Origin of the sequence: uncultured Pseudoteredinibacter sp., from assembly GCF_947502065.1 — a bacterium.
Lineage (GTDB): Bacteria > Pseudomonadota > Gammaproteobacteria > Pseudomonadales > Cellvibrionaceae > Pseudoteredinibacter.
Genome location: NZ_CANMYE010000012.1, coordinates 1 through 21,506, shown reverse-complemented (window position 1 = coordinate 21,506; position 21,506 = coordinate 1). Strand labels below are relative to the sequence as shown.

Genomic DNA, 21,506 nt, shown 5'->3' with positions numbered 1-21,506 from the left:
AGTGCTGGGCCTTTATGCATGGGCTAGCCTGAACAGTGAGCTTATACCCATGTCTCTTGATACCAACTTTTACTCTCCCTTCCCCGAGCTTCCACTGCCCCAGTTAAAGTCTTATAGCAAAAGTTCCAAGGCGCTTAGCGTGAAAGAGGTAGGTGATCTTTTTAGCGAGCTAGAGCTATCGAGTCATGCTTGGCGTGTAGTAGATAATCTGGAAATTATCCGTAGCTATAGGCCAAGTGACTATTTGAGCGGCTTGGCATTTGTGCAATATTTAGCCGTGGCGGCCGAGCTGTGTGATCATCACCCAGACATACGCTTTACATACAGCCTGGTCGAAATACGTTGGCACACTCACTTTGTAAAAGGTTTGCACTTTAACGATCTAGTCATGGCAAAATACAGTGATCAGCTATTTGCAGCTTTAAATGAAAGGAGCAGCACTTGAGTACACTATATTGGCATGATTATGAGACCTGGGGTGAGGTGCCAAGCCTAGATAAGCCCAGCCAATTTGCTGGCATTAGGACGGATGAAGAGCTAAATATCATTGGTGAGCCTCTAATGGTGTATTGCAAGCCAAGTAGCGATACCTTGCCAAAGCCAGATGCCTGTTTGATTACTGGGATTAGCCCGCAAAAAGCACTGGCTGAGGGCTTGTCTGAGCCCGAATTTATGGCAGCTATTGCAGGAGAGCTGGCCGCTCCAGGAACTTGCGGTGTGGGTTATAACAGCATTCGCTTTGATGATGAGGTGAGTCGCTATGGTTTCTATCGAAATTTCCACGACCCTTATGAGCGTGAATGGAAAAACGGTAATTCGCGGTGGGATTTAATTGATGTCGTGCGCCTGTGCTGCGCTTTGCGCCCGCAAGGCATTGAGTGGCCGCAACATGAAGATGGCAAGCCGAGCTTTAAACTGGAGCATTTATCGGCAGCCAACGGTCTTGCCCACGAGGCTGCGCATGATGCACTGAGCGATGTCTATGCCACTATTGCCTTGGCGAAGTTATTGAAAGAGAAACAGCCTGCTTTGTATAGCTACGCCTACAGTTTGCGCGATAAGCGTAAGGCTATGGAGCTGATTGATTTACAAAGCCGTAAACCATTATTGCATATTTCCTCTATGTTTCCGTCGGAGCGATACTGCTCGGCACTCGTGATGCCAGTTGCCATGCATCCAAAAAACAAAAATGCCGTAATATGTTATGACCTTATGATTGACCCTGAGCCTCTATTGAGTTTGCCTGTGGATGAAATCATTCAACGTTTATACACCGCAAGTTCAGAATTGCCCGAAGGTACAGAGCGTATTGCCCTTAAACTGGTTCACTTAAATAAAAGCCCAATGTTAGTGACGGCGGCGATGGTGAAAGAACCCGAAGAAGAGCGGTTGCAGATTAATTTAGCCCAATGTCGGCAAAATTGGAGCAAAATTAATAAAGCTATTTTGCAAGGAGGGTTGCTGGCAACCTTGCAAAGCGTGTATTCCCATAATGAGTTTACTCCGCAGACAGATCCAGAGCGAATGCTTTACGATGGTTTTTTTGCTGATGGCGATAAAGCCGTCATGGAGCAGGTGCGTAGGGCAGACGCAAACCAGCTGGCCGATAGCCGTATTGAGTTTCAAGACCAACGCTTGCAAGCTCTCTTGTTTCGCTACAAGGCCAGACATTTTCCAAGTAGCTTAACGGCTGAAGAAGCCGAAGAGTGGGAGGCTTTTCGTTTTTCTCGCCTAACGGAAGCGGAGGCTGGCGCTTCCATCACCTTAGAGGATTTTTTCGAAAGAATTGCATGGTGGCGAGAGCAGGCGGATCTTAGTGAAAAGCAGGCCGCCCTACTGGATGAGCTAGAAGCCTACGGTGATGGCTTGCTAGCATAGTGGTGGACCTTAAACGGTCATAATACGCTCAAATTCTAGTTCAAATTTGCCAGTGACGATCTTCGCCTGAAATATTTTGGTCCGGCGATAGCGTTTTTGCAAAAGACGCATTAGGACATCTTTAGCTTTCTCATCCATAAAGGCACCAAAATAAACCGCTGCAAGATCTTCAGTCTCAAAGTGAATATCTTCAAACCATGTTTTAGGGTCGCTGTCTTTTTCGGTCTCTTGATAGCGAAAGCAGCGCCACTCAGCGATATCTTTTTGGTGCGGAGCTTTTTGTAAAAGCTTACTTCTAAATTCATCTTTGTGATCTTCGGCGTTGGCGGTCACGATGGTATTGAGCTGTTGCTTGAGCGTGGTGATTTCAGGGCAAATGCCTTTGTAGTTAACCTTTTCGGGGTAGTTGAAATCACTGTCGTCGTGGTCGCTGCCGCGGAATTTCAGTGCGGCACCAGTGTGAGCTGCGCCATAGTGCTCCCAGGCGCTCATATTTTCTGCTTTGGCGCTGAAGCTACAAATCCGTACTGAGCGGGAATATTCGCGCCAATCTTGGATAATGGTTTGGATCTCGTTGTAGCGTTGATCGACCATTTGCACCAGTAGCTCACTGAGCACCTCTTCAGCTTCTTCGGGGGTATCAAATCGCTCTTCATCGCGCCAGCGACGAATAGCTTTAGCGAGCGGTGACACACCCTTCGGATCGTCTTTGGCAAAAATCATTGACGAGGCCATCTGAATAGTGGCTTTTAGCAGTTCACCATGGGTAAAGGTGAGCTGAGAGCTTGATGAAAGCTCAAAAATGTCATCAAACAGGCCGGGCGCGCTCCAGCGCAACTCCTGATTGTTCAGAACTCTCCCAGCGCAGCCAGCACTGCAAAATTTGATGAGGTTTTCTTGGTTTAAAGCCACTTTGGTTCCTTTCAACGATACTGCACGGGCCATCTAGATGGGGGCATTCCCTTTTCGGCCCAGCCTACAGGCTGTTTTACTCTATAACTGTAGGTCACGATTCTTAAAAATTAAAGCTGTGTAGGGTATATCGGTCATATAAAACCAGCCTTTAGCGAAAACATTAGACTCTTGAGTAATGAAAGCCTCACGATTGGGCTGCGAAAGCGGCCAATTCCATAGGATGCTGTTGAAGGTGGCTACAACAAGCTACAATACGCCGGTTTCTTTTTCGCTGCCCGCAACGTTGCAAAGATCTCCTGTGGGGCGGCGTTTTTGGCTAATTTAGGAGGTTTTGTGGATTTTAAAGGCGCCAATATCGTATCTATCGGCCAATTTGAGAGAGCCGATATCGAAAGAGTGTTTTCCGTGGCCGACCAGATGGAGCCTTATGCATTACGACATAAGGTAACTCGGGTACTTGAGGGGGCTATTCTGGGGAATATGTTCTTTGAGCCTAGTACTCGTACCAGAGTAAGTTTTGGTTGTGCCTTTAACTTGCTTGGGGGTGAGGTACGCGAAACCACAGGCTTTGAATCATCCGCCATCGCAAAGGGCGAGTCGCTATACGATACGGCACGGGTGCTATCGGGCTACAGTGATGTGATCTGTATGCGTCACCCAGCGGCGGGCTCTGTGGGCGAGTTTGCTGCGGCCAGCCGGGTGCCGGTAATCAACGGCGGCGATGGCCCAAATGAACATCCAAGTCAGGCTCTGCTGGATTTGTATACTATTAAGAAAGAGTTGGCGACTAATAACCGGGGTATCGATGGCTTGCGTATCGCGATGATTGGCGATTTAAAGCACGGCCGCACAGTGCATTCGCTTTGTAAGCTACTTATGCTTTATAAGAATGTTCAGCTGACTATGGTTTCACCTCCTGAGCTGGCGATGCCAGAGGCGATCATTGAGCAATTACGTGAAGCCGGGCATTCGGTGCTTATCTCTGATGATTTGGCCGCTAGCTTAGGTGATCAAGATATCGCCTATGCAACACGCATCCAAGAGGAGCGTTTCTCTAGTCAGGAAGAGGCCGACCTTTATCGTGGGCGCTTTCGATTAAACCAAGCGGTATACACCCAATTCTGTAAACCCAACACGGTTATTATGCACCCGCTGCCACGAGACTCGCGTGAAAGCGCAAATGAGTTGGATAATGACCTGAACCAAAATCCAAACTTGGCCATCTTTAGGCAGGCTGATAATGGCGTGCTGGTACGTATGGCTCTATTTGCTTTGGTGTTGGATGTAGCCGATCAGGTAGATAAATATTCTAAGCCGGTAAATTGGTTTCATCGACGAAGCTAGATCGTTAACCATAAAAAAGGCCAGCTACTGCTCGCCTTTTTTATGGTGCTTACAGGTCATCAAAAACGAGCCTCATAGCGCAAGCCAAAGGCGAGCTCTCTCGATGTCACATCATCGGTCATAAACTGCGACTGATAATCGATAAACCCGGATAAGCCGTATTTAAATTGCGCGGCTAAGCCAATACCTAGGCTTAGGTAATTTCTATCGGGGATGTCCGAAATAATCAGCATGTCACGAGTAGGATTGTTGGCGTCGAATTTAAATGGGTCGTGCACAAAGCGTGCTCGCATGATGCCATTTTGGTTTTTAAACTCGCGATAATAAGTGCCGGTGACATTAGCAATTAACACGCCCCAATCGGTTAAAAATACCCGGGAACCGTGAAAGCCTAACCCTAGGGTGCTGGTAATATTATCTTGTCCGCTATACTCCAGCTCCAAGCCAGAGTCACCTCGCTCCGCATAACCATCGATACTGGTATCGCTATAGCTTAAGCTGCCGTTAGGGCCGAAGGTCCAGGGTCCGCTGTTGTAGTCCCAGCCAAAGTCCAAGGTGGCAAGTAGCTGTTCACCATTGGTATTTCCGCTACGACGTAAATCTACTAGGCCTGACATGTCTCGATATTTAATGTGCCGAGAGACATCGAAGTCGGAATCGGCATAAGTAACGCTGCTATCGATATAGTAATTTGCCGCATTGTAATAAGAGGTATAAGCCGAGTAGAAAGTACTGCTTCCTTCTAGCACTCCACCGTCGTTGGCGTAATCCAAATCACTATTAGAGTAGCCGACTGCGACACCGCCAATAAAGCTATCACTAAAGCGATAATCCATACCTGCGGTTATGCCTTCAATATCCAGCTTGAAACCGCTGTTGTTTTTCGTTGGGTCACGCTCACCGTATGAAATATTGCCGTTTACGAATAAGCCAAGACGAGAATTGGCAAATATTTCAGGTTCGGTCTCTTCATCACCACTTGCTGCCCCGCCTAGAATATCTTGGCCTAAGGAAACAAATTGACGACCATTAAGGCTGCCACCATCGAACTTTAATCGAATATCGCTAACATCAATTAACGCTTTGCCGCCGCGTCGCAACTGAGTAAAACGATTGCGTAAATTGGTGTGATGCATATTGGTAAAGCGAGCTGCAGTTATAATTATCGCTTCGGCTTCTTCACCAGCTATCTGATCTAGAGCGTCGACAATGTCCTCGTCGCTTAAATCTGGATCTCTTAGCTGCTCGCAGCGTTGCCGTAGATTCCCTTGTCCAGTCGTTAAGCTGTTTTGTTGCCCAAGCTCGGATAGGCGCGGGCATAAATCATCTAGAGCGCCAGCAACAGTACCCTGTTCGTTATTTAGACCAGGGGTATCTCCTAGCATTCGAGTGGCGTCAGGATTGAGTTCTTTTACTTCAGCAATAAAGTCGACTGCGGCACGTTTTCCATTGTTATCGGTAGCAATCACCCGTAGTGGGTGAGTTCCGATAGGAAGTTTTGCACTGGTGACCATTCCGTTAGCGATGTTTTGCCCATCCTTAATCCAGGTGACATCATCGATTGGGTTGTCGCTCACAATTTTACCGGTAGCATCAAGCACAACATCTACTAAGCCGTCGCCATCAAAGTCAGTGACACTGATATCGTCTTTACTTATTGCGGGTGCTCCGGCTTCGCTGACATTGGTAATGTTAAGGACAGCGTTTGCTAGCTTACCTAAAGCTGCAGTTCCGCTTGGGCTTGAAAGCTCTAATAGGACTTTTTCAGTATCTTCATTCAGGATGTCTGTGTTAACGGGGATATCGAATGTTTTATTACTAGTGTCGCCTGCGGCCCAGCTCAAACTCCCCGCCGCTGTACTGTAGTCCTCCCCAGAAGTAGCGCTATCATCGCTACTGCTATAATTAACACTCACCGCCCCGTTACTACCACCGCTGCGGGTAACGGTAATAGTCGCACTACCACCATCTTCGCTGACTTCATAGCTGGCGGCACTGAAGTTTAGCTCACCGCCAGGCTCAGCATCATTCTCCACAATGGTGATCACGAGTGCTGGGTCGAAATTAAAACTAGCCCCGCTACTTAAATTGCTTGCGTTGGCGCGGAAGGTTTCATCACCTTCAAACAAATTATCATCGATAATAGGAATGCTGACGGATTTATTGCTGCTGTCGCCCGCTGCCCAGCTCACCGTTGTGCTCGTGCTTGTATAGTCATCGGGGGCAATAGCCATGCCGTCGCTGCTAATGGCCGGTGAGCGTTTGAGAGCTCGGCTTTCAACTGTTGCAAAATCAAAGCTGATGGCATCGCTATCATCACCGTTTCGACTGAAAGTGATCAAAGCTCTCCCCGAATCTTCGCTAAAACTTCTTTGGCTGCTGGCGCTTATGCTAGGAGCAGCAGCGGTCTCTGGTGGGGCATCGTTATCGACAATGGTTACTGCTTGTGAGCTATTACTGTTGCTGAGTAGTAGGCCAACTTCTGATTCTAGAAAGATGTCAAAAATCTCGCCACCTTCGATTACCGTATCATCAAAGATATTGAAACTAACTTGAGCGCTGGTAGGGCTTAAGATGCTGTAACCTGTCCCGGCGACAAGGCCGGAGTTGTTAAAACTAATGATAACGGTTTTTTCTTCAAAGTCATCGCTGCTGGCTGCAGGGTTGCTTCCTGCTGCTGAAGTTATTTCAACGCTGGAGGTATCATCTGGAATCTTATCAATTTCTACTGTGGCGAGTATCGATCCTGCGGATTCGTTAACAGAGCTAAGCGCACTTACGCTAACAACAGGGGGGCCGTCATTATCTAAAATGCTAACATCTTGACTGTTGCTATTAGTGCTTATATCAATGCTGTTGGAATCGGTAAAAGAAATATTTAGCCTTTCTTCAGGTTCTTGTAGGCTGTCATCTACAATATCAAAAGGAACGCGTACGGTGGTGCTATTCACAATTTGATAGTCTGAACTGCTCACCGCGCCGCTTGAATTAAATTGCACGATGACGGACTTTTGCTCAAAATCATCTCCGCTCGCTGGGCTGCTGACGGCAGGGGCTGAGCTTATTACTAAATCAGCTGCATCACTTGGCAGGGCATTAATTGAAACGGTTGCCATTAAAGGGCCGTCTGCTTCGCCGATACTACTGGCAACATTTAATGATGCGATGGGGGTGGCGCTGCTGTCATCATCGATAATAAGAACATTGGCCGAGGTGTCGGAGCCATTGATGCCGGAAGATTGCTCGCTGACATCCATAAAGATCACCAGGTTTTCATTGGGTTCGGCTTCGCTATCGTTGGTGATGCCAAAGATGACATCAACGGCTGTTGAATTAACTATGTCGTAGTCTGGAGAGTCGATAGGACCGTTATCATCAAATTCTACAAAAACTTGTTTGTTTTCATAGTCTGCCAGGCTTACAGGGTTTGGACTTCCAGGGAAATTGGTAATATGAATAGTAGCGCTAGAGTCCGGAAGAAAGCTTAAGCTAACCCTGGCCAATAGGGGGCCGCCGGCTTCATTAATTGAGCTGGGAGCTGTTAAGGTGGCTGTAGGTGTTTCATCATCAATAATTCGAATAAATACGTTTGTCGAACCAGCAGCTACAGGTAGATTAAAGTTGTCAGTCGATGATACGGAAAGTCCAACACGGAAGTTTTCACGCCCCTCAGTTAATCCGTCATCATTAATAGGGATTTCAATTTGAATGGCTTGTGGGCTTATTGGTGTGGCGGTTGCTGAGCCAAGCATAGAGGGTAGACCGCTTGAGCTAAATACAATGGTGCCGCTGGTTTCAGTAAAGTCACTACCATCTGCGCTGCCGGTAGTGGTGCTAAAATCTACGGATGCCAAGCCAGCACTCACAGGGTGATCGAGGCTTACAGTTACTATCAGTGGACCATTGTCTTCGGCTACAGAATTGGCGACGCTAAGGCTGGCAGTAGGTGTTGGAGCGTTGACAGAAAAGTTTCTTGAAAAGGTGCATGTGCCAGAGCAATCGCTGGAACTGGAACCCACATTAAAATTGTAAGCACCTGCATCATCCAGTGTGATGCTTTCAAAACTAACCGTAATTTCTTCGCCAGTGAGAAGCTGCGTGCAGCTAAACTCTGACCCTGAAGAAAGCTCACTGCAGTCAGCCGTAGATGGCGAGATGTTGCTGCTCACGCTGCTGATATCCCAAGCATCATCAATCATAGTAAGTGGGCCATCGGTAATGATGCTTATGGGGATGCTACTTATGGTGGCGTTGCTTTTGTTCGCAGAGTTTCCTTTAGCTAAGCTGCTTCTACTCGTTTTTTTTAAAGTAGTAGTAGAGGTGCTGGTATTGGTGATGGTTAAGGAAAATGTTGCCGTATCGCCAACTTCAAATGGCCCCGGCGGATTTACGGCAACGTTACCTATCTGAAATTCTTGGGCAGAAACAAGCTGGCTAGAAAAGCCAATTACTATTAGCAAAAATAGTTGTAAGTACCCGAGGCTGGCAGCTAAAGCTGCACGAATGTAAGTGTTCATTTCAAAGCCCATGTCCATGGATTATTTAATAGCTGTGCTTGAGATAAATTCCTTTCTCATGTTTAACGTTAAAAGCAAAACCGGATTTTAACGATTACATTTTGTTACCAAGAAAAATAGAAAGAGGGTGAGAATTATGCTTGCGCCTAAGTTTGGCAAACACTACTAGTTTTGGTGGAGGTTGGCGTTTAAATCTCTTGCTTTGTTTGGATGGCTTGGCTCGTTAGTATCTAGGCGTCTCTTGGTGATTAAGCAATTAAAAATATTTTTGGAATTTGTGATGAGCTTTTGGTTTTTTTGACTCTTGCCAGTTTGTGGTTGAAGTTTAGCCGTGGACAAATAAAAAGGGCCTCCATAACAGGAGGCCCTTATAGTGTTTAAATTAATGACTTTAGTGTGAGCTGACTTGGCCTTTATGGGCTAAAATTTTGCTTCATAACGTAAGCCAAAGGCGAGCTCTCTAGACTTTATATCATCAGCCTTAAGTAATGACTGATAATCAATAAATCCAGATAGGCCATATTTGAACTGTGCTGCTAGGCCAAGGCCAAGGCTAAAGTAATTACGATCTGGAATGTCTGAAACAATTAGCATTTCTTGAGTAGGATTTGTGTTGTCAAATCTGAATGGATCATGCACGAAGCTCGCGCGAATAATACCGTTTTGGTTTTTAAACTCACGATAGTAATTGCCGTTTAGATTTGCGATAAGTACCCCCCAGTCCATCAAGAAAACACGAGAGCCATGAAAGCCTAAACCCAGCGTGCCGGTAACATTATCTTGCCCGCTATACTGAAGCTCTAAGCCTGAGTCGCCTTGCTCTGCATAGCCATCGATACTGGTGTCGCTATAACTGAAGCTACCGTTAGGGCCGAATGTCCATGGGCCGTTGTTATAATCCCAGCCGAAATCCAAAGTAGCCAGCAACTGTTCGCCGTTGGTGCTTCCCCCGCGACGTAAATCGACCAAACCAGACATGTCCCGATACTTGATGTGGCGGGTGACGTCAAAATCGGAGTCGGCATAGGTGATGCTGCTATCGATATAGTAATTATTATCGCTATAGTAAGAGGTATACGCTGAATAGAAGGTGCTGCTGCCTTCCAAAATACCACCATCGTTAGCGTAGTCGAGATCACTGCTTGAGTAGCCGATTGCAATGCCGCCAATAAACTTATCGGTAAAGCGGTAATCCATACCTGCGGTAATACCCTCAATATCTAGCTTAAAGCCGCTGTTGTTTTTAGTAGGGTCTCGTTCGCCATACGAGATATTGCCGTTCATGAATAGCCCTAGGCGCGAGTCGCTATAAATTTCAGGCTCAGCTTCGTCGCCACTAGCAGCACCACCGCCAATTAAGTTGCGCCCTACGGCGGCAAACATATTTCCGCTTAAGCTACCGCCATCAAGGCGCATATTCAATCCACTTACATCAATCAATGTCTTGCCGCCACGACGTAGTTGAGTAAAGCGGTTGCGTAGGTTGGTTTGATGCATATTAGTAAAGCGTGCCGCTGTGATAATGATGGCTTCTGCCTCTTCGCCTGCTATTTGATCCAATGCATCTACAATTTCAGCATCATCAAGATCCGGATCACGCAACTGCTCACAACGATTACGCAGATTGCTTTGCCCAGTTGTTAAACCATTTTGCTGGCCAAGCTCAGATAAGCGCGGACAAAGATCGTCAAGTGCACCAGCCACTGTGCCTTGTTCGGTATTAAGGCCTGAAGTGTCGCTCAACATGCGAGTTGTTTCTGGATCCAACTCTTTAACTTCGGCAATAAAGTCCACCGCTGCCATCTTGCCGTTGCTATCAATAGCGACAACTCGCAATGGGTGGGTACCAATAGGAAGTTTGGCAGAGGTTGTCATGCCTGTCGCGATGGTATCGCCATCTTTAATCCAATTTACATCACTGATCGGGTCATCGCTGACAATTTTGCCTGTGGCGTCCAGTACAACTTCTACAAGGCCGTCGCCATCAAAATCCGTAACACTAATATCTTCCTTGCTGATTTCAGGGGCGCCTGGCTCGTTGATATTCAGAATATTTAGCACGGCATTTGCTTGACTGCCTAGGGTGGCCGAGCCAGCAGGGCTACTCAATGTCAGCAGTACTTTTTCGGTGGGCTCATTCAAAATGTCCGTGTTGATAGCAACGCTAAAGGTTTTATCAGTGGTATCGCCACTTGCCCAGTTTAAGGTTCCAGCGCTGGAGCTATAGTCACTAGAAGCGCTGGCGCTGTCGTCGCTAGTGGCGTAGTTAACACTGACGTCGCCGTTGCTTCCCCCGGTACGGCGTACTGTAATCGTAGCTGAACCGGCATCTTCATTTACATCATAACTTGCGGCGCTAAAATTAAACTCGCCTCCAGGCTCGACATCATCTTCTACAATGGTGAGCACCATTGCCGGGTCAAAATTAAAGCTTGCTGAGCCTGTTAGATTACTTGCTAGGGCTTGGAAGGTTTCATCGCCTTCAAATAGGCTGTCATTAATAATTGGAATACTAACCGTTTTGTTGCCTGCCTCTCCAGCTGCCCAGCTAACAGTGGTGCTGGTGCTGGTATAGTCTGCACCGGCAGTGGCAATGCCGCTGCTAGTGGCCGCTGATTTTATAATTGGGCTGGCATCAATTGTGGCAAAGTCGAAACTCAGGGCGCCTGTGGTACTTCCTGTACGAGTAAAGGTAATACTCGCTTGGCCTGAGTTCTCTGCAAAGCTTCTTTGGCTGCTGGCATTAATTTGCGGCGGTGTTGCAACAGCATCGTTATCTATGATGCTAATATTTTGAAAGCCGTCGGTGCTGCTAATTGTTAAGTCTGAAGCTTGGCTAAGAAAGATATCGAAGTTTTCGTTACCTTCCACGTCGCTATCATCTGTTATGCCAAAGTTTAGCTGTACTGTAGTTGAGTTAATAAACGTGTAATCGCTTGTATTTACGCCGTCAAAAAGAATTGTTACGGTTTTTTGTTCAAAGTCATCGCCACTGGCCGCTGGCGTAGTACCTGGAGCGGAGATTAAGTCGACACTTGCGGTGCTGCCCGGTGTTTGGTCGACACTAACAGTGGCAACTAATGGGCCGTCACCCTCTCCAATGCTATTGTTTGCTATAACGCTTACCTCTGGAAAAGAAGGGCCACTGTCATCATCGATGATCTGTAGTTCAAAGCGAGGTTGGCTTGGGGTAAAGGCACCGGTGATATTTGCAATATCGCCTGCCACAATATAAATAGACTCGTCTCCCTCAGCTAGAGTATCGCCAATGATATCGATGGACACGGATTGAGTTAGTGAGCTGCTGCCGGAATTCCAAGTAAAGAACGGTGGAGTGCTTTGAAAGTTGTAGTCAGCACCTTGTGATGCAACCGGGTTACTGGCGAAAGCGGTGTTTGTGGCAACTACTTCATAAGTACTCTCTAGTATGGTAGATCCAGCTGGAAGCGTATCCAGAGTAAAATCTAGCGTCACAGTAGTATTGCCGGAGTCACCTTCGGCCACTGAGTTACCACCACCGGAAAGGGAGATAGTCAATGTTGGTGTGAAGATATCGAAGCTTACGTTACGCGAGCATACGGCCGCTGGTGTACCTGAACCTGCAATACAATCCGTAGAGCCAAGAGCAACCGTAGTTGTGTAATTATCTGCTGAAGTAATTTCTGGAGAAATAAAAGAAAAGCTCGCCGTAGTGGATATCGGCATTGTGCAGGTAAATTCGTTGGTGGTTCCGGTAGGGGTACAAGGTGAACTATCAGGCGTCCAGTTAACTCCAGAGCCACCGGTGGTAGCCAATGAAACTGTTATGTTGCCACCGGCGGGAGTAGAGCCTGTCACATCCTCAATATTAACGTCTAGGCCAAGCGTAGAACCAATAACGCTGCTTGGCTGCGATACGTTAGTTGAGGCTGAAACGCTAAATGGGCTGGCGCTGGCGCTATGGCAAAATAGGCTGCTGCCCATCACGGCTGTAAGTAAATAGAGTCCTTTTTGTATCTTTGTTAGAGGGCACATAATCCTTTCCCGGCGAATGACGTTATTTATTTGGCTACCTTAGTTCGAAAAATGATGGGTATCGATTACACATTGTTACCCAAATACTTGCTTCTATTTCAAGCTCATTGCGGTTGCGTCTAAATTATCTCTTTTGAGCTGGCAGGCGGGCACTACTAGTTTTAGTAGTTTGGCGCGTAAAGTTTCTTGCCACGGTGTTGAGTAGTGAATTTTGATGCTCGAAGAGAGTGAAGGCGGCCGTTGGGCGTCGTTTAATGGCATGATTGAAGGGGGCTTGCTTTAAGGTGTAACTGTAAGTTGTTTGCCAAAAGGCTAGCTGTGGTAATTCAAGAGTGCCTTAAATACTATAGCTAGCGCTAAGTGTCTTGCAGCTATTCGGGATTTCGTGGTTGCTTAACGGGGTTTTAAGAAACCTCGATGGGTTTATAATTTAAAGCGATTTACACAATTTGTAATGCGCTGTGACACTTTACTAACATCGCCACTTGCTTTGCGCACTCGCTCCGCACTTTCATTGGTTGCCAAATACTGCTTGCGAATAAATTGAACATTCTGGTCGACTTCAGTGCTAGTGCTAGATTGTTGTTCTGTTGCAGTTGCAACTTGGCAATTAAGCCTATTGAGTTGCTCCATTTGTTGAGTGATATTGCCAATGCCCTCTAGTGTTTCTTGCAGGCTAACGTCAGTGCTCTGGGCTCTTTGCATGCTGCCACTAATTGCGGATGCTGAACCGCGACTGCCGGCTTGAATCTTCTCAATATTTTCTTGAATTTGTCCGGTTGATTGTTGGGTCTTGAGAGCAAGTGAGCGCACCTCTTCGGCGACGACGGAAAACCCTCTCCCAGCCTCTCCAGCGCGAGCCGCTTCGATAGCAGCATTCAAAGCTAATAGATTTGTTTGCTCTGAGATACCCTCAATAACATCTAATATACTGCCTATTTCCTCACTGTCCTTTGCTAGCTTTTGTATGATGGTATTGGTTGTACTTAAGTCGTGACTGAGTTTTTCCATTTCTTCGCGAACATTATTAATCGATTGATTGCCAAGCTTGGCGTGCTGTGACGCGCTTTTGGATTGCTCCGCCGCGTTTGCACAATTAAGTGCAACTTCTTTTACCGTATTACCCATCTCACTCATGGCCATAGAGGCCATTTCAGCTTGACGTACTCCTTCGTTAACCTGTTTAGTAACATTATTGGACTCGCCGTCTAAACTGGCTACTGCATTATTCAATGAGAGATCGGCGATCCTCACTTCTTCAACTAGGTTTCGAATGTGGTCTACCGTGGTGTTGAAGGACTCAGCTAACGAGCCCAATTCGTCTTTAGCATAAACCTGTGCTTTTACGCTGAGATCAGAGTCTCTGATTAGGGTGTTCATTGAACTGTTGATAGAGTTAAGCTGCTTGGTAATCAATTTAAGAAAAAACCAACTAAGAAAAACTGAAGCCAAAGATGAGATTATTGATAGAGCGATTAAATTCCAAAAAGTATTCCAGGCGTTTTTGGCATTCGTTTCTGTTAAGCGATTAAAGCTAGACTCTAGTGATAGTTCGATTTCCCTTAGCAAGTTTATACGTTTGCTTGAATCGGAAAACCAATCCCCTGCTGCTATTGAGAATTCGCTATTTTTACTCCATGCTATTTTACGTACCTGCTCAATTTGAATGCTTATGGTACTGCTAAGTGCTTGCTTGATTCTTTCTGAGTCGCTATTGCTCGCGTATTGCTGAGCTAGCTCAAAAAAATTGCTTTGTAATACAGCTAAGGAGATATATTTATTCTTGAGGTCGTTTGTGGCGTAATCTTAGGAGAAGGCGCGACTGATCAAGGCCCTTTCCAATCCGGCAAGTTCCTTGGCTTTTAGCAAGTAAACATAAGCTGAAGCAGATTTAGATACTTGGCTATCATCAGCGTCCTTAACAATAAATGAGGTGATAGCCAGTAGGTTACGATTCTTCTGCGTGTATCGCTCAACTGCGGTCGACACATTTATTTGTAGTGCATCGATTTCCTGGCGTAGCTTATCTATCCCTGCCAGTGAGCTATCAAGGTCTTTTAATATACTTTCAAGAACCGGTGTGTAGGCTTTGTAATTAGATAAGCTTTGGCGTAGTGCTTGCAGGCTTTTCTCGCTATTAGCTCGTTGTTGGGTAAGTTCATTGGCAAAACTCTCGCCTTCGCTGCTTAGAAAAATGGCGGAAGCTCCGCGCTCTTTTTGTAATTCATGAACCAATGCGTTGGCATGTAGGGAGACTTGACTGAGTTTTAGATAGGCTTCCATTTTTACTGCGCGGCTATGATTGTCAGTGATACTTGTCGCCATAAAATACAGCGCTAAGAGTAGCGGTGGCACAGCCATTAGTAAGAGCTTGAGAATAATAGGAAAACGTAAAAAAGCCTGCATAGGTCCCTCCGAGGCAAATTGAAAAACACCCTGTTAGGAGGTTTATCGGCTGTTTAGACAACTATATTAGCTTAGGTTGCTTGACCTAGATCAGCGCTTGCCATTCTTTTTAAACCACGTGGTCATATCTAAAAAATGGGCAACTTAGACGAACGGCAAGTACTTGTCCCAGAAACTGCTAGAGTGAATATATAAGCATTTCAAAATCGCAGTAGAGTCTGATGTGTACTGGAGTATTGCTCAAGAGTGCGCTTTTAGTGGCCTATGCACAATTGAAGTGCGTGAAAATTACACAGATAACCTAAAGTTATGGTGGGTTTAAGCGATAACTTAATATCACGTTTTTATAATATGGGTGTTCAACAATGTTTGGATTTGGTTCTGCAGAGTTAGAAAGAGAAAATAGCCAGCTCAAGGAAGAGCTGCGGGCCTGCAATTCTGTGCTGGGAATGCTGGATCAATCTATGGCAGTGATCGAGTTTGATCCTGCCGGTAATGTATTGAAGGCTAACGATAATTTTTTAAAAACAACGGGCTACTCGATTAGTGACGTTTTGGGTAAACATCATCGTATGTTTTGCGCGCCAGACTACGCCCAGAGTGAAGAGTATCGTCAGTTTTGGGAAGAGCTTCGCAGTGGCCAGCTGGTTTCGGGGCGCTTTGATCGAGTGAATAAGGAAGGCGAGGTGGTCTGGCTAGAGGCGACTTACAATCCTATTCGAGGCCATAACGGCCAGGTGGAAAGGGTGGTGAAATTCGCTGCCGATATTACCGCCCGGGTTATGGAGCAGCAATCTATTAAAGCAAAGGTGGATGCTCTTAGCCGATCTTCTGCCATTATCGAATTTGAACCTGATGGCACTATCATTGATTGTAATGAAAACTTTCTAAGTACCGTGGGCTACAGCAAAGAGCAGATTGTTGGAAAGCATCACAGTATGTTCTGCGACGCTGAGCTAGTTGCCAGTGACGAATATAAACAGATGTGGCAGCAGCTAAATAATGGTCAGTTTGCCGCGGGGCAATTCAAGCGTGTCGATGCCAGTGGTCGCGTGCTGTGGCTAGAGGCTTCTTATAATCCTGTTTACGATACTAAGGGGCGCTTGTTTCGTGTGGTGAAGTTTGCTTCTGATATTACCAAGCAGACTGAAATGGCCCATCGAACCGAAGAGAGTGCTTCAATTGCCAGAAAAATCTCTGGTGAAACTTTAGATATCGCCAAGCAAGGTGGCGCGGTTATCGAAAACGCTGCCCAAGAAATGAATAATATTGCTGGCTCGGTGAAGCAATCCTCTGAACATATCGAAAGCTTAAACGCTCGCTCTACACAAATTAACTCAATTATTAGCACCATCCAGGAGATTGCGGATCAAACCAACTTGTTGGCATTGAACGCGGCTATTGAGGCGGCTCGAGCTGGTGAGCAAGGCAGAGGCTTTGCCGTGGTGGCTGATGAAGTAAGGCAGTTGGCCGCGAGAACCTCGCAATCTACTTCTGAGATATCAACAATGATTCACTCTATCCAAGAAGATACTTCTTCGGCATCGACCAGCATGGGTAAAACCCTTGAGCAGGCATTGCACGGTGTCGAGTTGGCCCAAGAGACAGGTGAGGTTATTGATAAGATTCAAACCGCGTCTAGTGAAGTGGTAAGCGCGATAGATTCATACTCGCAGGCTGTGCGTTAATTCCAGCTCATCTCGAAGGCAGGTTCTCTGCCTTCGAGTGATTAATCTTTTCTCTTATTTTTCCCTTTGTGGTTCACTTGAGCAAAAAGATTTCTTGTTTATCTTGCACGATTCTCTTCTAAGCAACTCTCTACTAAGTAACTCTCTACTATTTACAAATACCTATCTGGCGCACCTTTCTTATCGCACTGCGCATAATTCGGCATGGTTTGATAGCTTGGCTTAATAACAGCAATGCCTTTTGGGTTTTCTTTTCACCTTGCGGTATTTCAATTGTGAGGGGCATCGGTTTCGCTGGGGTCGCCGTTATGTTTGGCAAGTGCTCAATAAAACGAGAGTCTTTGCAGCAGTATTTGCAAATCTAACAAAACCCTTTGCAGCCTCTGTGGGTGGCGCACTGGTTTGTACTGTTTGCCGCTAGTATCCGTATCAAGGTAGCGCGATATCGATGTAAAGGTACGGCTCTTTGTTTTGCGAAGTATAAGTTTTGTCGCCCCGTTGTTGGCACATGGCGATACTCCAAGCTGAATGCCCTTAAGAATAGTCCCGCAGCAGTTGGCGGAGACTCCGATGGGCACAGGGCTCTTGGTGGACTTTATGGCCCTGATTGTCATCGTGAGTTGATATTGGGCCTTTGATTAGGCTAAACGGGTCAACAGCGACATTAAATCGATGCTTTGGGAGGCCTAGTGGCCCTCTTTCCGACTTCTTAGTGGTCTTTGCTTTAATGGGACAGTGCTCCGCTTATATTCATTGGGTTTCCTATAAAACTTAGTGCTAGAGGATCTTCTAATACTAAGGTTTATATGCAAGCGCACGTTTGGTCTACTCGGCAGATGGACGGCTTACTACTTTGTGGTGTGGGTCACATTTTCAATATAAAATGAAGGTTGCTATAGCAATAAATGATTGTTAAGCCATTTTGTTACCAAATTGCCGTGTTGTTGCAAAATGCCGACCAGTTTTAGAGGGAATTGCAGTGACTAATATTGCATCTAAAGATATTCAAAACTTGCCAGTAAGTGATCAGAAGGGGATTGTTTTTGCTGTAAAGGGCAAGGCTGTAGATCAAAATGGCCGTATTGTCTCTGTAGGTGAAAGCATCACCAAAGGGCAGGTTCTGCATACTGGCCCTGAATCAGCGGTATTGGTGAAGTTTGCTGGCGGCGTTCTGGTACTGGGACATGAGCAAGAGATTGATATCGACCAGCGTTTGCTGGATCTGATCAAGAAGAACAAAGTTGAAGACGCTGTCGATGAAGGTGTGAACTTTGACCGACTAGAGCAGGCCCTAGAAGAAGGGTTGAACTTGGAGGAGCTACTGCCCGCGACGGCGGCGGGTACGGCCCCTACCTCTTCAGGGACTGGTAGTTCGGCGGGCGCCGGCGTGCGTTTTGTATTAACTGGCGCTGAAACTATCCCCTTGGCGGGCTTTGAAACTAATGCTCCAGATAGTGTGTTCACAGACCCAAGCGATCAATCTGAGGCTTTCGACTCTGAACCAGAGGCTACTGATGATGTAGATTCGGTGACCAGTCTTGGAGTGGCCACTGGTAATGTAGTAACGGGTATTGATGCTGCAAATGGCGACAGCAATACGGACGATGGCAACGCTGATGATGGCGGCCTTAACGGTTTTGCTGCCTCGATTGTTGTTGGGGTCAGTGTAACTGCTGGTGTCGTGGTCAGCGATGGCAGCAATGTAGGCCAAGCTTTTAGCTCTGATAAAGGTACCTTGATCTTAAACGCTGACGGCTCCTATCAATATACTCCTTTTAGAGAGTCCATAGGTCAAGATGTATTCAGCTACACGGTAAGTGATGCGGATGGTGATCTATCCACTGCGAGCCTCACGATTAATATAGATGCAATCCCAAGTTTAGACATTGCTCCTCCGGGCCCTGATGGTTCAGGTGTGGATCAAAATACGGTCAGCGAAGCCGGTTTACTCAATGGCACCTCGGCAGGAGATAATTCAAATATCACAGAAGGTGAGATTCGATATTTCGCCGGTGATGGTGTTGCCACAGTGCAAATTGGCGGTGCCAATATTATCGTCAATGGCGAACTGCAAGTATCTGAAGTACAGGGGCAGTTTGGACGACTAATAATTACATCGGTAGATGCCAATAGCATTAACTACCGCTACGAGCTTGATCAGGCCGCAGACCATAGTCAAGGAGCGGTGCAAGAAAGCTTTTCTGTATTGATCAGTGATAATGATGGAAATGCAGCTGACGATATTAGCTCCACTTTAAATATTGGGATTCTTGATGACGCCCCGATAGCACAAGACCAGAATGATGCTGTCGACGTCAGCTTACAAGCTACAGGCAATGTAATCACAGCCCAAGATGTGGCAGCGGGTGACGCAAACAATACTGATGGCGTGGCTGATCAACTGGGTGCAGATGGTGCTGGAGCCGCTGTTGTAGTCGGTGTGGTTAGTGGCGACAGCGCAGAACAAAGCAATACCGGAGTGGGGCAAACAATCGTTTCTGAAAAGGGAACCCTGGTCTTAAATGCTGATGGCAGTTACCAATACACCGCCAATCCAGGTGCGTTTGGAGAGGATATATTCTCTTACACAATGCAAGACGCGGATGGATCAAGTGATGTGGCGACGCTGATCATCAATGTAGATGCGGCCAATATTCTGGCCGATAGCGATGAAACCGCAACCCTCTTGTCTGGTGAAACCACATCAGGAAATGTCTTAGCCAATACAGATAATCCGGATGGCCCGGAACCTGCGGTAGTGACCAGCTTTACCTTTAATGGTACGCAATACCAAGCTGGTGAGTCGGTTACTGTTGCTGGCTTGGGCTCGTTCACTATTGGCGCTGACGGGAGCTACAGCTTCGGCGCCAGTTCCGGTTTTGCCGGTACAGTACCGGCCGTTCAATACATCGTCAGTGATGGTATTAACGAAGTCACATCTTCTTTAAATATCACTGTAATTGCGCCCAATATTCTAAGTGATGGTAATGAAGTTGTGACGGTACCTGAAGACACTGTGGGTACTGGAAATATTTTGGCGAATGTTGTCAACCCTGACGGGCCTTCCGAGAATTTGGTGAGCTTTACAGTTGATGGCAGCAACTATACCCCTGGCCAAACCGCCACGATAACTGGCGTTGGTAGTTTATTTATTGATATTGATGGCTCCTATACCTTTACCCCTGAGCTGAACTACAACGGCCCTGTTCCTGTAGTCAGTTACACCGTAACGGACGGGGTGGATACGGTATCCTCTACCTTATCGATCTCCGTCGGTGCGGTGAATGACTTAAGTGATGGCGACGAAACTTTCTCTACACCTGAAGATACGCCCCTATCAGATAACGTCCTTACTAATAGCACGAACCCAGATGGCCCTGGGCCAACTGAAGTCACGGGCTTTACGGTTGGTGGTACAAACTATGTGGCCGGTGATACCGCTACTATTGTTGATGGTGGGGTAACAGTAGGGCAGCTTACGCTTAATAGTGATGGCAGCTTTACCTTTAATCCTGCTAACAACTATGCGGGTCCTGTTCCGGCTGTGAACTACACAGTGGGTGATGGTGCATCATCAGTCACCTCAACTTTGAATTTAAGTGTGGGAGCGGTAAACGATTTAACTGATGGTGATGAAAACGTCACTACCAATGAAGACACTCCTATCAGTGGTAATGTTTTAGATAATAGCAGCAACCCGGACGGGCCAAGTCCCGCCACAGTTAGCGGGTTTAGCATTGGGGGTACAAACTACGCAGTGGGTACGACAGTTCCTGTAACTCAGGCTGGCGTAGCTATTGGTGACTTCACTTTAAACAGTGACGGAAGTTATACATTTAGCCCTGCACCAAACTATAACGGCGCAGGCCCCACGGTGGATTATCAAGTTACTGATGGGGCTGCGATAGTTAATTCTCAGCTACAAATAACGATCAACCCTGTAGATGATGGTGACCCAAGTGTTACTATTTCTGACAACAATGGTGCAGCTACTGGTGATGAAAGTGTGGCTGAAAACTCGAGTATTACCGCCAATACTTTCACTATCAGTGCTCCAGATGGTTTGGCAAACTTCACCATTGCTGGGCAGCTTGTTAGCGCTACGGCCTTAGCGAATGCCTCGCTTAGCAACATAACTGTTGCTGGTAGCGAAGGCACGTTGACCATAACCAATTACGATCCTTCTAGCGGCTTAGTGACCTACAATTACGACCCAAGCGGAACGGCTAAAGACCACGCTGGTGGAGAAATTACCGATGCTTTTGCGGTTACCATTGAAGACCTAGCAGGTAGCACGGCTTCAGGCGTATTAGATATTTTGGTTACAGACACAGCGCCTGTAGCTAATGCGGATGCAGATTCAACTGATGCTGTTACAAACGCAACAGGTAATGTTCGCACCGATGTTGGTGGTGCCGATATAGATGGCGCTGATGCCGCCGCCATTACCGGTGTAGTTGCTGGCATACAAGCGGGTGATATCTCCGGCGGTGTTAATACGGCTATTGCAGGTTCGCTGGGTTCGCTAACCCTTCAAGCTGATGGTTCTTACACTTACACTCCTGGCGCAGGTGCCGCTGCATTGGCTGAAGGCGCTACGGCGACAGATACATTTAGCTACACCTTAAAAGATAGCGACGGAAGTTTCTCGACTACCACTGTAATCGTAACTGTTACTGGCACAAGTGATGGCTCGCCAACTGTCACCATTGATGACAATAATGCTGGTGCAACCGGTGACGAA

At 46.7% G+C, this 21,506-nt stretch carries 9 protein-coding genes and 1 pseudogene; 5 read left to right on the top strand and 5 right to left on the bottom strand.

The features are described 5' to 3' along the window. Positions 1–139: 139 nt before the first annotated feature. Positions 140–445, top strand: coding sequence for a 4a-hydroxytetrahydrobiopterin dehydratase (locus Q1A41_RS18475; protein ID WP_299982111.1), 306 nt, complete (start codon positions 140–142; stop codon positions 443–445). Beyond that, positions 442–1,878 carry an exodeoxyribonuclease I gene (sbcB, locus tag Q1A41_RS18470; RefSeq protein WP_299982109.1) on the top strand — a complete coding sequence of 479 codons (1,437 nt, stop codon included), beginning with the start codon at positions 442–444 and terminating at the stop codon, positions 1,876–1,878. The genes Q1A41_RS18475 and sbcB overlap by 4 nt, the downstream gene beginning before the upstream one ends. 9 nt (positions 1,879–1,887) lie before the next feature. Here the strand turns inward: sbcB and Q1A41_RS18465 are convergent, their stop codons facing one another. Continuing rightward, a complete protein-coding gene (locus tag Q1A41_RS18465) occupies positions 1,888–2,790 on the bottom strand; it encodes a DUF2971 domain-containing protein (RefSeq protein WP_299982106.1) in 903 nt (300 codons plus the stop codon). 336 nt (positions 2,791–3,126) lie between these two features. Between Q1A41_RS18465 and Q1A41_RS18460 the strand changes: the two genes are divergently transcribed. Then, entirely contained in the window at positions 3,127–4,137 is a 1,011-nt protein-coding gene (locus tag Q1A41_RS18460) for an aspartate carbamoyltransferase (protein WP_299982104.1), read from the top strand. A gap of 59 nt (positions 4,138–4,196) precedes the next feature. Here the strand turns inward: Q1A41_RS18460 and Q1A41_RS18455 are convergent, their stop codons facing one another. From Q1A41_RS18455 to Q1A41_RS20425, 4 genes and pseudogenes are all read right to left on the bottom strand, one after another. Next, on the bottom strand, positions 4,197–8,654 hold the full coding sequence (locus Q1A41_RS18455; RefSeq protein ID WP_299982101.1) for an autotransporter domain-containing protein: 4,458 nt from the start codon (positions 8,652–8,654) through the stop codon (positions 4,197–4,199). 420 nt (positions 8,655–9,074) lie between these two features. After that, positions 9,075–12,668: an autotransporter domain-containing protein gene (locus Q1A41_RS18450; RefSeq protein ID WP_299982099.1), complete on the bottom strand. Its 3,594-nt coding sequence runs from the start codon at positions 12,666–12,668 to the stop codon at positions 9,075–9,077. 423 nt (positions 12,669–13,091) lie between these two features. Continuing rightward, positions 13,092–13,796 (bottom strand): methyl-accepting chemotaxis protein, encoded by a 705-nt coding sequence (locus Q1A41_RS18445; protein ID WP_363322478.1) that lies wholly within the window; start codon positions 13,794–13,796, stop codon positions 13,092–13,094. Between the two features lie 153 nt (positions 13,797–13,949). Then, positions 13,950–14,951, bottom strand: a pseudogene (locus Q1A41_RS20425) (nitrate- and nitrite sensing domain-containing protein); the annotation flags it as partial. A gap of 488 nt (positions 14,952–15,439) precedes the next feature. On the opposite strand from Q1A41_RS20425, the gene Q1A41_RS18435 reads away from it, so the two are divergent. Continuing rightward, the gene (locus tag Q1A41_RS18435; RefSeq protein ID WP_299982091.1) at positions 15,440–16,762 is read left to right on the top strand and encodes a PAS domain-containing methyl-accepting chemotaxis protein; all 1,323 of its coding nucleotides are present in this window, start codon (positions 15,440–15,442) and stop codon (positions 16,760–16,762) included. Positions 16,763–17,741: 979 nt separating this feature from the next. Beyond that, on the top strand, positions 17,742–21,506 hold a 3,765-nt coding region (locus Q1A41_RS18430), incomplete at its 3' end, for a retention module-containing protein (protein WP_299982089.1).